The sequence below is a fragment of the Roseiterribacter gracilis genome, assembly GCA_018332375.1.
Taxonomy (GTDB): domain Bacteria; phylum Pseudomonadota; class Alphaproteobacteria; order BOG-932; family Roseiterribacteraceae; genus Roseiterribacter; species Roseiterribacter gracilis.
Genome location: BOPV01000001.1, coordinates 1,734,126 through 1,749,141 on the forward strand (window position 1 = coordinate 1,734,126; position 15,016 = coordinate 1,749,141).

The window sequence follows — 15,016 nt, forward strand, 5'->3', positions numbered from 1 at the left end:
AACCATGGCAAACGTGGATGTGATCCTGCTCGAACGCGTGTCGGGCCTCGGCCAGATGGGCGACGTCGTCGGCGTGAAGCCGGGCTATGCCCGCAACTTCCTGCTGCCGCAGAAGAAGGCCCTGCGCGCCACCGCGCAGAACAAGGCGTTCTTCGAAAAGCAAAAGGTCGTGCTCGAAGCGCAGAACCTCGCTCGCAAGGGCGAAGCTGAAAAAGTGTCGAAGAAGATGGACGGCCTGAAGGTCGTCGTCATTCGCGCTGCTGCCGAAGGCGGCCAGTTGTACGGTTCGGTTTCGGCACGCGACATCGCCGACGCGATCATCGCTGCCGGTTACAAGATCGAGCGTCGTCAGGTTCTGTTGAACCAGGCGATCAAGACGCTCGGCCTGTTCCCGACCGAAGTTGCGCTGCACCCGGAAGTGACGGTCCACGTGACCGTCAACGTCGCGCGCAGCGAAGATGAAGCAAAGCTCCAGGCCGTGCGCGGCGAAGCCGTCATCATCGACCCGAATGCGGTCGAGGCGGAAGAAGCGGCACCGGCAACGGACGAAGCCAACGTGCAGGCTGCCGGCAACGCGTAATTCCGCGTTCCCGTCAGTTCGAAACGAGAAACGGGCGCCTTCGGGCGCCCGTTTTGTTTGTGCCGCGTAGGAGAGTTCTCCCCGTTACTCACAGGCTGTGAGTTCATTTGACCCGCCCTTTGCACAGGCCGGGCGGCGAACAGCGTGATGGCGCAAAACGCTTTGCCGGCGTAGGTTCCCGCGATGCCTGTCGACCCGCTCGGTACCGTCGTTACGCCGTTTCCTCCACAAGCGGCGAAGAAACCAGACGCACCGCGGCAGCTGCCGCAAAATGAGGAAGCAGAACAGGCGCTTCTCGGCGCGATTCTGCTCGACAACAAGGCGCTCGAACGCGTCAGCGAGTTCCTGAAGGCCGAGCATTTCTTCGTGCCCGTGCACGGCCGCATTTATGAAGCGGCCACGACCTTGATCGAGCGCGGGCAGATCGCCTCGCCGGTTACGCTGAAAGCCTATTTCCAGAGCGACGCCGACCTGATGCATCTCGGCGGCGGCGAATATCTCGCCGATCTCGTCGGCGCGGTCGTCACGATTCGCTCGGCCGAAGATTTCGGCCGTTCGATCCACGATCTGTATCTGCGCCGACAACTGATCGGGCTCGGCGAAGAAGTCATCGTCGAAGCGGAAAAACACGTCGTCGAAACCAGCGCGCTCGACCAGATCGAAACCGCGGAAAAGCGCCTGTACGACCTCGCCACCGCAGGCGACATCACCGGCGGGTTCCAAAGTTTTGGCACCGCGCTGAAAGCATCGATCGAACGCGCAGAAGCGGCCTGGCAACGCACCAGCCACATCAGCGGCGTAACCACTGGCCTGCGCGATCTTGATTCGAAGCTTGGCGGCCTGCAGCCGTCGGACTTGCTCATTCTCGCCGGTCGTCCGTCGATGGGAAAAACCTCGCTCGCGACCAACATCGCCTTCTCGGCCGCCGAGGCGTACCGGAACTCGAACGGCACCGACGGCGCCGTGGTCGGGTTCTTCTCGCTCGAAATGTCGGCGGAACAGCTGGCCACGCGTATTCTCGCCGAAGCCAGCGAGATCCCGTCGGAAAAGATCCGCAAGGGCGACATTCGCGACACCGAATTCCGCCGCTTGGTCGATGCGACGCAGCGCCTGTCCCAGGCGCCGCTCTTCATCGACGATACGCCGGCTTTGTCGATCGCTGCGCTGCGCACGCGCGCGCGACGTCTGCAACGCCAAAGCGGTCTTGGCCTGATCGTGGTCGACTATCTGCAGCTGCTGCGCGGCTCGACCAAAAGCGCCGAGAATCGCGTGCAGGAAATCTCGGAAATCACGCGCGGCCTGAAAGCCATCGCGAAAGAACTGAACTGCCCGGTGCTGGCGCTGTCGCAGTTGAGCCGTGCGGTCGAACAGCGCGAAGACAAACGCCCGCAGCTGTCGGACTTGCGTGAATCAGGATCGATCGAACAGGACGCCGACGTCGTTATGTTCGTGTTCCGCGAAGAATATTATCTCGAACGCGAAGAGCCGACCTCGCTCAAATATCCCGACCAGGAAAAGTTCAACGACGCCTGGACCAAATGGCGCGAACGCTGCGAGACGACGCACGGCACCGCCGAATGCATCATCGGCAAACAACGCCACGGTCCGATCGGTACGGTGAAGCTCTATTTCGACGGCTCGCTGACGCGCTTCGCCGATCTGGACACGCATCACCAGGGCTGACCGTCAGCGCAGGCTGACAAACAACGAACTAGCCGAAGGCTGAGTCCACGAAGGTCACGAACAGACCGCCGACGGTTTTGACCTGGGTGAGCGCGAGGTTTTCGCCGCTCTCCGAGAAATTGACCAGCATCTGTTCGCGCGACAGACCGCCATTGAGCGCGTCGACCTGCACTTTCAGACCGCCCGCATCGGGATCGCGACCGAGCACGTTCTTGTACAAAGCGGTCGCGTAGCCGGCATTGTCGGGGCTGCCGTATTTGGCCTGAAACTCACCCGAGCCGATGAAGTTGCGCGCCAGCTGCAGCAACGACGTGCCCGTATCCATCGCGTGGATCTGCACTTTCAATCCGCCCTCGTCAGGCGAACGCGCGAACGCAGCCTGGTACAGACGAAATGCAGCCGGTCCGTTGCTGCCTTGATCGAGCAGTACGACGCCGTCGCTGAAGCGCAGCCGTTCGATTGAGGCCAGCGCGTCGGTGCCTTCCAATCCGGTTTTCGCTGCGACGGTCGCGTTGGTGCCCGATCGCGTCACGGTATAGTTCGAGAAGGCGAGCGCGTAGACCGCCGTATCGATACCGGCCCCGCCGTCGATCGCATCGTTTCCGCCGCCGCCCGTCAGCTTGTTGTTGGCGTCGTTGCCGAGAATCGAGTCGCCGGCACTGCCGCCGATCGCGTCTTCGATGGTCGTGTCGGCATTGATCGACACGTCGCCGAGGCCGGTGAAAAGTTCGGTCGTGTGCTGCGACAGAAAGTTGTTGATGGTCGTGCGCGCCGAACTCGGCATGCCTTGCGCGGCCAGAATGTTCAGCCAATCAGCCTGGGTGCGAATACCGATCGACGACAGATGGCCGGGTGTCAGGTCGATCACCGACGGAAGATTCAGTGCGCTGGTATCGATCGTGTCGTGCCCGCCGCGATCGACGATGGTCTGAAACACCGCCGTCGTGTCGAAGCGATAGGTGTTGTCGCTGGTGTTGGCGGTACTGCTGCTGCCATAGAGATAGGTCAGCGCTTCCACATCGAGCAGGCCGTAATCGCTGCGATACAGCCACGAGGTCGCAACGTTCGAACCGGTCCAGCGCGGCACCAGATTTTGGCTGAGATCGCCGTAATTCTGATAGGTCATCAGCGTGTATTCGACTCGGTCGAACGACGTGATCAGCTGCTCGGCCGTGGTTCCGACGAACGGATGTTTGAGTCCCAGCGCATGACCGAATTCGTGCAGGAAGAGCTGGTCGAAAAACGTGCCCGGCCCAACCGGCGAGACTTCGGTGCGGTTGATCCAAATGTCGCCACCGGTTCCGCTCGGTGCCGTCGGTGATCCGTTTGGGTAATAGGCGTAGCCAGTGAAGGTGCTGGTGAAGGTGAACGAGCCGATTTCGATCGTTGCGTTCGGACTGTCGGGGACTTCGGTGAATCGGATGCCGGTGATGCTGCCGACATAGGCGATCAGCGAACGCACTTCATTGCGTGCAGCCGTGCTGAGCGGCGCAAAAGTCGTCGTCGGATCGCCATTGTCCGACGTTGGATACGAAGTCGGTGCGACATCGCGGAACGCGTAGGTGATGCTGATCGGCGTCCCGACACCCGCGGTCGAATTCCAACGCGGCGTACCGGGCGCCACGACGCCGAAGAAGGAATTGACGCTACCATTCGCCAGGCTGTCGGGATGGAGCGTCGCCGCCGCACCGGCATCGGGGCGATAGGGCGGGTCAAAGTCCGTCTCCAGCCGTTGCCGGTCGTCCGATTCCATTACACGGTCCCACATTCTTCCCATGCGCCTGCCGGGGCAGCTTCTACGGAAGCCGTTGCCAGCAGGTTACGACCCCGCCCCTCGACCCGCCCCACGCAGGCTGATACGACCGGGCAATGGCTCGTTTCCTTGCCTCCATCGGTGGCGGATTCCTCGACTTCCTGGCTTCGATTGGTCGGGTCGGCAGTTTTGCCGGCACCGCGCTCAGCCATGTCGTTCGTCCGCCCTTTTATCCCCGCCAGCTTCTGCAACAGCTTTGGCAGATCGGCTGGCTGTCGCTACCCGTTGTCGGCCTGACCGCGATCTTCACCGGCATGGTGCTGGCGCTGCAGTCCTATACCGGCTTCTCGCGCTTTGAAGCGGCCAACGCGATCGCCTCGATCGTCGTGATTTCGATCACGCGCGAATTGGGTCCGGTGATCGGCAGTCTGATGGTCGCAGGCCGCATCGGCGCCGCCATCGCCGCCGAGCTGGGCACGATGCGCGTCACCGAACAGATCGACGCCCTGGATACGTTGGCCACCGACCCGATGAAATATCTGGTCGTGCCGCGCGTCGTCGCTGCGGTCATCGTCTTGCCGCTGTTGGTGCTGGTCGCCGACGTGATCGGCGTGTTCGGCGGCTATCTGGTCAGCGTCTATGCGCTGGAATTCAACGGCGCCAATTACCTGCAACGCACCTTGCAGTATCTCGAAACCGAAGACGTCGTGTCGGGCCTGGTCAAAGCCAGCGTGTTTGGCCTGATGATCGCGATCATGGGTTGCTATCACGGCTACAACTCGCAGCGCGGCGCCGCCGGCGTCGGCACGGCGACCACCAATGCGGTCGTGTCGGCGTCGATCCTGATCTTGTTCGCCAACTTCTTCCTGACGCAGCTGTTCTTCTCGCGATGAGCACGATCCAGAAAATCCGCGTCCAGGACGTGCACAAAAGCTTCGGCAAGAAGCGCGTGCTGAACGGCGTCACGTTCGACGTGCCGGCGGGTGAATCGCTGGTCATCATCGGCGGATCGGGCACCGGCAAGTCGGTGACCCTGAAATGCATTCTGGGCTTGATGAAGCCCGAACAAGGCACGATCGAAATCGACGGCGAAGCCATGACCGGCGCGCCGAAAGCACAACGCGCCGCACTGCGCCGCAAGATTGGCATGTTGTTCCAAGGGGGCGCGCTGTTCGACAGTTTGACCGTCTGGGAAAACGTTGCCTTCGCGCTGACTGAAGGACGCGGCAAGGCACGTGCCGAAGCCAAACCGGTTGCGCTGGAAAAGCTGGCGATGGTGGGCTTGGACGAACAAGTCGCCGCGCTCTATCCGAGCGAGCTTTCGGGCGGCATGCAGAAGCGCGTCGCGCTGGCCCGCGCCATCGCCGCCAGCCCTGACATTCTGTTCTTCGATGAACCCACGACGGGTCTCGACCCGATCATGGCCGACGTAATCAACGACCTGATTGCGGCCAGCGTGAAGCGCCTCGGCGCCACCGCCGTGTCGATCACCCACGACATGGCCAGCGCACGCAAGATCGCGACGAACATCGCGATGTTGCATGAAGGTCGCATCGTCTGGCACGGGCCGGTCGGCGACATCGACCATTCCGGCAACGAGTATGTGGACCAGTTCGTCCATGGTCGCGCCGAAGGTCCGATCAAAATGCAGGTTCGCGCGCTGTAGCATTCCCTGCGAAAGCAGGGATCCATCCAACCGACATCGCAGCGGTTCCAGCATGGATCCCTGCGTTCGCAGGGATAAAAATGAACAAGCATCTCGGTGCGTCGCTTCTCGTTCTCGCCTTGGCCGCCTGCGCGACCCAGCCAACAACACAGAACCAGCAAGTCGCCGACGACGTCGCCGCGACACGCGTGCTGGAGACCTATCTCGACGCCGTGTTCGAGCAGTATCTCGATCGCCATCCGACCGCGGCGACGCAGATCGGCGAGCAGCGCGGCCGCGATCGTTGGGACGAGATCTCGGACGAAGCCGACCTCGCCGATCTGGAAGAAGCCAAAGCCAAACTGATCAAGCTGGCGACGATCAACCCGGCTCGCCTGACCGACAGCGGCCGTGTTTCCTACGCAGTCGCGCGCGAACAGGCGCAGGCAACCGTGCGCGCGTACGAATTCCGCTATCAGAAATACGCGGCGACGCATCAGTCCGGCCCACATATCGATGCGCCGTCGTTGTTGTTCGCGATGCAGCTGATCGACAGTCGCGAAGGCGCCGACGCCTATGTCTCGCGCCTGGAAAAACTGGGCCGATATCTCGGCCAGGAAGCCGGCGCGTTGGCCGTGCGTGCATCGAAAGGCATGGTGCCGCCGCATTTCATGTTCGCGCGCATGGAAGCGCAGAGCCGCGAAATGCTGCGCGGCGTGCCGTTCGACAAAGGTCCAAAAGACAGCCCGCTCTACGGCGACTTCAAAACCAAGCTCGAAAAATTCGAGATGCCGCAAGCCGACCGCGACGCGCTGTTGGCGCGTGCGCGCAAAGCGTTGGTCGAGCAGGTCGGTCCAGGCTATCGCGCCTTTCTCGCAACCGTGCAGCGCATCGCGCCACAAGCCAAACGCGATCACGGCGCGTCGGCATTGCCGGACGGCGCGGCCTATTACAAAGAAGCGCTGCGCGGCTGGACGACCTTGGCCGAACCCGACGCCAACGTGATCCACGCAACCGGCCTGTCGGAAGTCAAACGCCTGCAGGGCGAAATGCATGCGCTGCTGCGCACGATGGGCGAGAAGGACGACCTGCCCGCCTATTTCAAAAAACTGCGCACCGATCCGAAATTCTACTATCCCAACGACGAGACCGGACGCGCTGCTTTCCTGCGCGATTCGAACAACTATCTGGCGCAGGTGGAGCGCAAGATTCCCGACTGGTTCGGCGTGCAGCCGAAAGCGAAAGTCGAAATCCGCCGCATCGAACCGTTCCGCGAAAAGAACGCGCCCGACGCGCATTATTTGCTGCCGGCGCAGGATGGTTCGCGGCCGGGTATTTTCTATTTCAACCTGCGCGATATGAAGGCGCGGCCGAAATGGGACAATGAAAACACCGTCTATCACGAGGCGGTGCCGGGGCATCACTTCCAGCTTTCGATTGCTGCTGAACGACCCGACTTGCCGAAATTCCGTCGCTTCTACGATGCCGGCGCCTATTCCGAAGGTTGGGCGCTGTATGTCGAAGAGCTGACCAAGGAAATGGGTCTCTACACCGATCCGACCTCCGACTTCGGCCGTCTCGGCGCCGAGATCTGGCGGGCCGCGCGCCTGGTCGTCGATACCGGCATGCATGCCAAAGGCTGGACGCGCAAACAGGCGACGACGTGGTTTGCGCAAACCGTGCCGATCTCGCCCGACACGGCGGCGAGCGAAATCGACCGGTATCTGGCCGATCCGGGGCAAGCGACCTCGTACAAGATCGGTATGATCGAAATTCAGCGCCTGCGCGCCAAAGCGACGGCTGCGTTGGGGACCAAGTTCAATTTGAAGCGCTTCCACGATTTGGTTCTGACCAACGGCGCGCTGCCTCTGCCCGTTCTGCAAAGCGAGATTGACCGATGGATTGCATCCGGCGGCTGACGCCAGCCTTCGCACTTAGCGCGCTTCTTCTCACCGGCGCCGGCGGCAGCGAAGACGCGCGGCTCGACGAGCTTGTCGATGCGCAACAAACGATCTGGATCGACGCGCATCCGGAGCTGGCAACGCGCCTTGGCCTGAAGAGCGGCTATGATCGCTGGTCGCCGTCCGGCGATGCGGGCGACGTGTCGGACAAGAAGCTGCGGACCGAGCAGCTGGTCGCGTTGAAGACGGTCGATCCATCGAAACTCGACGCCGAGCACAAGCGCACCTACGAGATCTTTCAGCGCACGGCAAAGAACACGCTGGATGAACTCGCCTTTACCGGCCCGCGCTGGGCGATGTCGCAGCAAGGCGGGGCCTATTCCGAAGCGCCAGCGCTGCTGATTTCAGCCCATCGGATCGACAGCGCGAGCGACGCCGAGGCCTATATTGCGCGCGTGCGCGGCATTGCGTTGCTGCTCGATCAGGATGCGGCGGCGATGGAATCGCGCACGCCGTTGCCGCGCTTCATGTTTCCGACCATCGCCGAACAGGCGGGCAAGCTGATCGACGGCGCAGCGCTCAAGCAGGATTTTGCCAAGAAGCTCGCCGACGCAAAGATTGCCGACGCGCCGCGCCTGGCGGCCGCGCTCGACGCAGCGATCGCGCAGCAAATGACGCCGGCCTACGAGAAATTCGTCGCACGCGTGAACGCGTTCGCGGCCAAGGCGACCGGCGATACCGGCATGCGCGCCGTTCCCAACGGCCCCGCCTACTACGCGCTGCGGCTGCGTATCATGACGACGGAAGACAAAGCCGACGCGCATGCGATTCATCTGCTGGGCCTGAAAGAAGTCGACCGCATTCACGGCGAGATGCGCGCACTGATGCCGGCGCTGGGGTTTCAGGGCACCGACCTGAAAGCATTCTTCGCGCAGCAGCGGCAGAATGACGGGCACGATTACGAGAATGACGATGCAAGCCGCGAACGCGCGCTGAACGAAGCGCGCGCCATCGTCGCCGACGTCAAGGCCGAGCTGCCCAAGCTGTTCCACAAACTTCCCAAAGCGGACATCGAAGTGCGTCGCGTCGAGGGGTTCCGCGAGCAAGGTGCTGCGACGGCGTTCTATCAGGCGCCGCCGCTCGACGGTTCGCGGCCGGGAATCTTCTATTACAATCTGCGCGACATGCATGACCTGACGCGCGGTCAGTTGCCGGGCTTCGTCTATCACGAAGCGATTCCCGGCCATCACATGCAGATCGCGCTGACGCGCGAAAACCCCGAGCTGACGCGCTTCCGCAAACTGGCGGGCGGTAGCGCCTATGCCGAAGGTTGGGCGCTGTACTCCGAAAAGCTGATGCGCGAACTGGGCTTCTATAAAGACGCGCCGGCCAAGTTCGGTCAGCTCAACAATGAATTGCTGCGCGCAATGCGCCTCGTGCTCGACACCGGCGTCCATGCCGAAGGCTGGAGCCGCGAAAAAGCGCTGCAGTGGTTCGTCGATGTCAGCCCCTACACGGCCGGCCGCGCACAAGCCGAAGTCGATCGCTACTACGCGTCGCCGGGCCAGGCGGTGAGCTACAAAATGGGCGAGATCGCGATCCTGGAAATGCGCGAAAAAGCCAAGACGGCGCTGGGCGCCAAGTTCGATCTGGCGCGCTTCCATGACGAGGTGCTGCGCCACGGCAACGTACCGCTGGCGATGCTGCGCGACATTGTCGATCAGTGGATCGCAGCAGGCGGCGTTTAAGCGATGGCCAAGGCGACGTCGCATTGGGTCTGCCAGAATTGCGGCAGCTCGTTCAGCAAATGGGCCGGTCAATGCACCGCGTGCAGCGAGTGGAACACGCTGGTCGAAGAAGCGACCGTGTCCGCCGCGCCCAAAGGCCTCGGCAGCACGACCAGCCGCAGCGGCAACACGCGCGCAGGCCGGATTGATTTCGTCGATCTCGCCGGCACCAGCGACGCGCCACCGCGACGCGCAACCGGCATGGCCGAATTCGATCGCGTCACGGGCGGCGGTCTGGTTGAAGGCGCTGCGGTGCTGATCGGCGGCGATCCCGGCATCGGCAAATCGACCTTGCTGCTGCAGGCAGTGTGCAAACTCGCCGACAAATACGACGCCGTGTACGTGTCGGGCGAAGAGTCGGTCGATCAGGTGCGGTTGCGCGCAGCGCGTCTGGGCTTGGCGACCGCCAAGGTCAAACTCGCCAGCGCAACCTCGGTACGCGACGTGGTGGCTGCGATCGATCGCGCCGATGCGCCCGACGTGATCGTGATCGATTCGATCCAGACGATGTGGCTCGACACGCTGGACAGCGCGCCGGGTACGGTGGCGCAGGTGCGCGCGTCAGCGCAGGAGCTGATCCGCGCCGCCAAGCGCCGCGGCACGTCGCTGCTGCTGGTCGGGCATGTCACCAAAGAAGGCGTCATCGCCGGCCCGCGCGTGCTCGAGCACATGGTCGACGCGGTGATTTATTTCGAAGGCGAACGCGGCCATCCATTTCGCATCCTTCGTGGTGTGAAAAATCGCTTCGGCCCGACCGACGAAATCGGCGTGTTCGACATGACCGATCGCGGTCTGATCGAAGTGCCGAATCCGAGCGAGCTGTTTCTCGCTGAACGACGCGGCGACGTGTCGGGCACGGCGGTGTTCGCGGGCGTCGAAGGCACGCGTCCGCTGCTGGTCGAAATCCAGGCGCTGGTGGCGCCGACCAGCTACGGCACGCCGCGGCGCGCGGTCGTCGGTTGGGACGGCGGACGTCTGTCGATGGTTCTGGCGGTGCTCGAAGCGCGCGGCGGCCTGCAGTTCGGTGGCCACGACGTGTATCTCAACGTTGCGGGCGGGCTGCGTGTCAGCGAGCCCGCGGCCGATCTTGCCGTCGCAGCCGCATTGGCCAGCGCGCTGGCCCAGGACCCGGTCCCGGCCGACGCGGTGTTGTTTGGCGAAATCGGCCTGGTCGGCGAAGTGCGGCAAGTCGGCCAGACCGAGTTGCGGCTCAAAGAAGCGGCGAAACTGGGGTTTGGCCGCGCAATTCTGCCCGCCGGACGCAGCCGCCGCGGCAGCGGCGCGGCGGAAACGCTGGCCCGCACCGAGATCGGCCATGTGCGCGACCTGCTCGCGCTATTCAGCCCGACGTAGAAACTTCCGCTGCTAGGCGCGGCTGAATCGCGCAAGACCTGGAAAACCCCTGTCTGCGCTGCAGATCGGGACCGCGCAGAAGGCGGATGAAACCCCGCCGGAATCATCGACTTTCAGCCCCTCGCCATGCGAGAAACCACCGCGTCAGCGACCTGTCGCGGCGAGTCGCCGTGGTCGACGAAGTTGGCTTCGAAACGGGATCAGTTCGGGTATGAACGGCGTCGACGTAGTGGTCATCGCGGTGGTCGGGGTCTCGGCCATCATCGCGTTCCTTCGCGGCTTCGTGCGCGAAATGCTGACGGTTGGCTCGTGGATCGGCGCCGCCTTCGTCACCGTCTACGGTTTGAATCCGCTGTTGCCGCACATGGAAGGCTGGATCGCGAACAAGACGGTCGCGTTGGGCGCAACCATCGCAGTGTTGTTCCTCGGTTCGCTGATCGTCTTCTCGGTCATCTCGCACCAGCTTGCGAAATTCGTGCAGGGCTCGGCGCTGTCGGCGGTCGATCGTTCGCTGGGCGTCGCATTCGGCGTGTTGCGCGGCGCGATCCTGGTGTCGCTCGCCTATCTGCTGTTCATGTGGTTCAAGCCCGACGGCACGCCGATGCTGCAACAGGCCAAGACGCTGCCGATGATGGAACGCTGCGCCGAAATGTTGAAAAACGTGGTGCCCAGCGACCTTGGCAGCCGCCTGCCCTCTGAATTCGCGCCCGCACCGGTGCGCCCGGTTCCGACCGACGCAAAAGCGATGGCGCCGACCGGCATGTTGTCGACCAAAGCATCGGCGACCGCGCCCACCAAAGACGGCGCTGCTGCAGCGCCCGCCGAAGCCGGTTACGGCAAAGGCGCGCGCGACGACATCAAACGCACGCTGGAAATTCTCGATCTCGCCCGCGACGCCGCCGACAAAGTCGCGCCCGCGTCCCAAGACAAGGAACGTCGCTGATGGACGAGCTCACCACCAATCCCTACGACGACGACAAACTCAAAGAAGAGTGCGGCGTCTTCGGCATCTGGGGTCATTCGGATGCGGCCGCGATGGCAGCTCTGGGACTGCACGCGCTGCAGCACCGCGGGCAGGAGGCGACCGGCATCGTCACCACCGAAGAAGGCCGCTTCCACGCGCATCGCGCGCTGGGTCACGTCGGCGACGCCTTCGCTTCGCAAACGGTGATGGCGGGGCTTCGCGGTCATGCCGCGATCGGCCACAACCGCTACGCCACGACCGGCGACACGATCCTGCGCAACGTGCAGCCGCTGTTCGCCGACTTCGATTTTGGCGGCTTCGCCATCGGCCATAACGGCAACCTCACCAACGCGTACATGCTGCGCAAGCAGCTGGTCCGTCGTGGCGCGTTGTTTCAGTCGACGACCGACACCGAAACCATTCTGCATCTGATGGCAACCGCACGTGGCGGGTCGGTGCTGGACCGTGTCGTCGAAACGCTGCGCCAGGTCGAAGGCGCCTATTCGCTGGTCTGTCTGTCGAAAGACATGATGATCGGCGTGCGCGATCCCAACGGCGTGCGCCCGCTGGCGCTCGGCAAAGTCGGCGAAGCGTGGGTGCTGGCGTCGGAAAGCTGTGCCTTCGACATTATCGGCGCCGACTTCGTGCGCGACGTCGAACCGGGCGAGCTGGTCTATGTCGACGGTCACGGGCTGCATTCGGTGAAGCCGTTTGCGCCGGCCTCGAACCGCTTCTGCATTTTCGAGTACATCTACTTCGCGCGTCCCGACAGCGTGGTCGAAACGCGCTCGGTCTACGAAGCGCGCAAGCGCATCGGCGCCGAGCTGTCGAAGGAAAGCAATGTCGACGCCGACCTGGTCGTGCCGGTGCCCGACAGCGGCGTGCCGGCAGCGGTCGGCTATGCAGCAGCCAGCGGCATTCCGTTCGAGCTGGGTATCATCCGCAATCACTATATCGGCCGCACCTTCATCGAGCCGACCGATCACATCCGCCATTTCGGCGTGAAGCTGAAACACAACGCCAACCGCGCCATTCTGGACGGCAAGCGCGTCGTGCTGGTCGATGACTCGATCGTGCGCGGCACCACGTCGAAAAAGATCGTCGAGATGGTGCGCGCCGCCGGCGCCAAGGAAGTGCATATGCGCATTTCCAGTCCGCCGACTGCGCATTCTTGCTTCTACGGCATCGACACGCCGGAACAGGAAAAGCTGCTGGCGCATCGTTACTCGGTCGAAGAAATGGCCAAACTGATCGGCGTCGACTCGCTGGCCTTCATTTCGATCGACGGCCTGTATCGCGCCATGGGCGGCGAAGCGCGCGATCCGGTCTCGCCCGGATTCTGCGACGCCTGCTTCACCGGCGACTATCCGATCGCGCTGGTCGATCGCGAAATGCAGGGCAATGGCGGCGGGCTTTCGCGCCTGTGGGAAGCACGAGCCTAACTCTATGACGGAACGTTTGTTGGCCGGCACGGTCGCGCTGGTGACCGGCGGCAGCCGTGGATTGGGTGCAGCCACTGCCGTCGCGCTGGCGAAACGCGGTGCGCATGTCGTGTTGATCGCGCGCACGGTCGGTGGCCTCGAAGCAACCGACGATGCGGTGCAGGCAGTCGGCGGCAAAGCGACCTTGCTGCCGCTCGATCTTTCCAAGCTGGATCAACTCGAAGCGCTGGGCCCGACCTTGTTCGAACGGTTCGGGCGGCTGGACGGCTTCGTCAGCTGCGCCGCGGAATTGGGAACGCTGTCGCCCATCGCGCATGCCGAGCCCAAGAAATTCGACGGCACGATGTTGGTGAACTTCACCGCCAACCAGCGGCTGGTGCGCACGCTCGACCCGCTGCTGCGCGCAGCCCCTGCCGGACGGGCCGCGTTCGTCACCGACAAAGTCGGCAACGTGCCCGTCGCCTATTGGGCCGGCTATGCGGTGTCGAAAGCGGCGCTGGAAATGATGGCGCGCACCTGGGCCGAAGAAACCCGCACCACCAATCTGCGTATCAACCTGTTCGACCCCGGTCCGATGTCGACCAATCTGCGCCGCAAGGCATTTCCGGGCGAGCCCGACGGGACGCAAGTGGCGCCCGAAGCGCGGGCCGACGCGCTCGCAGATCTGCTTCTCCCCACCGAGCATCGACACGGCGAGCGCATCGCGGCAGCCTGAGTAAATGCTCGTCGCCTTCACCCTGCTGCTCGGTTTTCAGCTCGCGGGGGAAGTGATTGTCGGCCTGACCGGATGGCCGTTACCGGGCCCGGTTCTCGGCATGTTGTTTCTGGTCGCGTTCCTCACCGTGCGCGGTGCCGTGCCCGACGCGCTCGACAAACTCTCCGCCGCGTTGCTGCAGCATCTGCTGTTGCTGTTCGTGCCCGCCGGCGTCGGCGTGATCGTCTATGCCGCGCTGCTAGCGCGCGAATGGTTTGCGGTGCTGGTGGCGCTGTTCGTTTCGACCATCGCCACGATCGCGGTTACTGGTCTCGTCGCGCAGGCGCTGCTGAAGAGACAGGCGCGCAACACGCTCGTGTCCCCTCTCCCCGAGGGAGAGGGCTAGGGTGAGGGTTCGTCGACAAATCCTCACCCTCCCACGCGCTGACGCGCGCGGGCCCCTCCCCCTCCTTCGAGGAGAGGAGACATCGTGAGCGAGTCCTTCTTTCATCTGTGGACCTATCTCGCAGCGACGCCGCTGCTGGGTCTGACCTTGACCCTGATCGCCTACATGATCGGCGACGCCGCCTATCGTGCCAGCGGTCGCAAGCCGTATGTGTCGCCGGTGCTGATTGCGATCATCGTGCTGGGCACGTTGCTGCTGGCGACCGGCACGCCGTACCGCACCTATTTCGAAGGTGCGCAGTTCGTGCATTTCCTGCTCGGGCCCGCCACGGTCGCGCTGGGCGTACCGTTGTGGCGCAATCGCCATGAGGTGAAGCGCGCTGCGCTGCCGATCCTGGCCGGCGTTGCGGCCGGGTCGATCACTGCCGTCGTCAGCACCGTCGTCATTGCGCGTGCGCTGGGTGCGTCGGAACAAACGGTGCTGTCGATGGCGCCCAAATCGGTGACGACACCGATTGCGATGGGCATCGCGGAAAAACTCGGCGGCCTGCCCGCCATCGCCGCGATCATGGTGCTGGTGACCGGCGTCAGCGGCGCCATGATGGGGCGCTACGTGCTGAACGCGGTCGGTGTGCGCGACTGGCGTGCGCGCGGCCTTGCCGTCGGTACGGCGGCGCACGGCCAAGGCACCGCGGTCGCGCTCACCGCCAACGAAACGGCTGGCGTGTTTGCGTCGATCGCGCTGGGATTGAATGGCGTTCTGACGGCATTGCTGGTGCCGTTGCTGCTGCAACTTCTGCGCTGAGACA

General features: G+C 63.5%; 13 protein-coding genes. 12 read left to right on the forward strand and 1 reads right to left on the reverse strand.

The features are described 5' to 3' along the window. Positions 1-13: 13 nt before the first annotated feature. Positions 14-580, forward strand: coding sequence for a 50S ribosomal protein L9 (gene rplI / locus TMPK1_RS08660; RefSeq protein WP_420245636.1), 567 nt, complete (start codon positions 14-16; stop codon positions 578-580). A 183-nt stretch (positions 581-763) separates the two neighbouring features. Then, the gene (locus TMPK1_RS08665; RefSeq protein WP_420242581.1) at positions 764-2,263 is read left to right on the forward strand and encodes a replicative DNA helicase; all 1,500 of its coding nucleotides are present in this window, start codon (positions 764-766) and stop codon (positions 2,261-2,263) included. Positions 2,264-2,291: 28 nt separating this feature from the next. On the opposite strand, the gene TMPK1_RS08670 is transcribed toward TMPK1_RS08665, so the two are convergent. Further along, positions 2,292-4,016: a DUF4214 domain-containing protein gene (locus TMPK1_RS08670; RefSeq protein ID WP_420242582.1), complete on the reverse strand. Its 1,725-nt coding sequence runs from the start codon at positions 4,014-4,016 to the stop codon at positions 2,292-2,294. Positions 4,017-4,132: 116 nt separating this feature from the next. Here TMPK1_RS08670 and TMPK1_RS08675 point away from each other — a divergent pair, with 116 nt between their 5' ends. From TMPK1_RS08675 to TMPK1_RS08720, 10 genes are all read left to right on the forward strand, one after another. Next, complete coding sequence (locus tag TMPK1_RS08675) at positions 4,133-4,909, forward strand: MlaE family ABC transporter permease (protein ID WP_420242583.1); 777 nt, start codon at positions 4,133-4,135, stop codon at positions 4,907-4,909. Then, positions 4,906-5,682 (forward strand): ABC transporter ATP-binding protein, encoded by a 777-nt coding sequence (locus tag TMPK1_RS08680; protein ID WP_420242584.1) that lies wholly within the window; start codon positions 4,906-4,908, stop codon positions 5,680-5,682. The genes TMPK1_RS08675 and TMPK1_RS08680 overlap by 4 nt, the downstream gene beginning before the upstream one ends. A gap of 80 nt (positions 5,683-5,762) precedes the next feature. Further along, the gene (locus tag TMPK1_RS08685) at positions 5,763-7,580 is read left to right on the forward strand and encodes a DUF885 domain-containing protein (RefSeq protein WP_420242585.1); all 1,818 of its coding nucleotides are present in this window, start codon (positions 5,763-5,765) and stop codon (positions 7,578-7,580) included. Continuing rightward, positions 7,559-9,310 carry a DUF885 domain-containing protein gene (locus tag TMPK1_RS08690; protein ID WP_420242586.1) on the forward strand — a complete coding sequence of 584 codons (1,752 nt, stop codon included), beginning with the start codon at positions 7,559-7,561 and terminating at the stop codon, positions 9,308-9,310. Before TMPK1_RS08685 ends, TMPK1_RS08690 begins: the two co-directional genes overlap by 22 nt. Before the next feature lie 3 nt (positions 9,311-9,313). Next, positions 9,314-10,702, forward strand: a complete 1,389-nt coding sequence (gene radA, locus TMPK1_RS08695; RefSeq protein ID WP_420242587.1) for a DNA repair protein RadA — start codon at positions 9,314-9,316, stop codon at positions 10,700-10,702. A gap of 211 nt (positions 10,703-10,913) precedes the next feature. Beyond that, positions 10,914-11,645 (forward strand): CvpA family protein, encoded by a 732-nt coding sequence (locus TMPK1_RS08700; RefSeq protein WP_420242588.1) that lies wholly within the window; start codon positions 10,914-10,916, stop codon positions 11,643-11,645. Continuing rightward, positions 11,645-13,108: an amidophosphoribosyltransferase gene (purF, locus tag TMPK1_RS08705; RefSeq protein WP_420242589.1), complete on the forward strand. Its 1,464-nt coding sequence runs from the start codon at positions 11,645-11,647 to the stop codon at positions 13,106-13,108. The genes TMPK1_RS08700 and purF overlap by 1 nt, the downstream gene beginning before the upstream one ends. 4 nt (positions 13,109-13,112) lie before the next feature. Beyond that, positions 13,113-13,823 (forward strand): SDR family NAD(P)-dependent oxidoreductase, encoded by a 711-nt coding sequence (locus tag TMPK1_RS08710; RefSeq protein ID WP_420242590.1) that lies wholly within the window; start codon positions 13,113-13,115, stop codon positions 13,821-13,823. Positions 13,824-13,827: 4 nt separating this feature from the next. Then, complete coding sequence (locus tag TMPK1_RS08715) at positions 13,828-14,208, forward strand: CidA/LrgA family protein (RefSeq protein WP_420242591.1); 381 nt, start codon at positions 13,828-13,830, stop codon at positions 14,206-14,208. 84 nt (positions 14,209-14,292) lie between these two features. Further along, complete coding sequence (locus TMPK1_RS08720) at positions 14,293-15,012, forward strand: LrgB family protein (RefSeq protein WP_420242592.1); 720 nt, start codon at positions 14,293-14,295, stop codon at positions 15,010-15,012. Positions 15,013-15,016 lie beyond the last annotated feature (4 nt).

What these genes read in the sequence shown, in the direction of transcription:
- TMPK1_RS08665 (WP_420242581.1), top strand. Translation starts at nt 764, where the DNA reads ATGCCTGTCGACCCGCTCGGTACCGTCGTTACGCCGTTTCCTCCACAA.
- TMPK1_RS08715 (WP_420242591.1), top strand. Translation starts at nt 13,828, where the DNA reads ATGCTCGTCGCCTTCACCCTGCTGCTCGGTTTTCAGCTCGCGGGGGAA.
- radA (WP_420242587.1), top strand. Translation starts at nt 9,314, where the DNA reads ATGGCCAAGGCGACGTCGCATTGGGTCTGCCAGAATTGCGGCAGCTCG.
- TMPK1_RS08710 (WP_420242590.1), top strand. Translation starts at nt 13,113, where the DNA reads ATGACGGAACGTTTGTTGGCCGGCACGGTCGCGCTGGTGACCGGCGGC.
- purF (WP_420242589.1), top strand. Translation starts at nt 11,645, where the DNA reads ATGGACGAGCTCACCACCAATCCCTACGACGACGACAAACTCAAAGAA.
- TMPK1_RS08690 (WP_420242586.1), top strand. Translation starts at nt 7,559, where the DNA reads ATGGATTGCATCCGGCGGCTGACGCCAGCCTTCGCACTTAGCGCGCTT.
- TMPK1_RS08685 (WP_420242585.1), top strand. Translation starts at nt 5,763, where the DNA reads ATGAACAAGCATCTCGGTGCGTCGCTTCTCGTTCTCGCCTTGGCCGCC.
- TMPK1_RS08700 (WP_420242588.1), top strand. Translation starts at nt 10,914, where the DNA reads ATGAACGGCGTCGACGTAGTGGTCATCGCGGTGGTCGGGGTCTCGGCC.
- TMPK1_RS08675 (WP_420242583.1), top strand. Translation starts at nt 4,133, where the DNA reads ATGGCTCGTTTCCTTGCCTCCATCGGTGGCGGATTCCTCGACTTCCTG.
- TMPK1_RS08680 (WP_420242584.1), top strand. Translation starts at nt 4,906, where the DNA reads ATGAGCACGATCCAGAAAATCCGCGTCCAGGACGTGCACAAAAGCTTC.
- TMPK1_RS08670 (WP_420242582.1), bottom strand. Translation starts at nt 4,016, where the DNA reads ATGGAATCGGACGACCGGCAACGGCTGGAGACGGACTTTGACCCGCCC.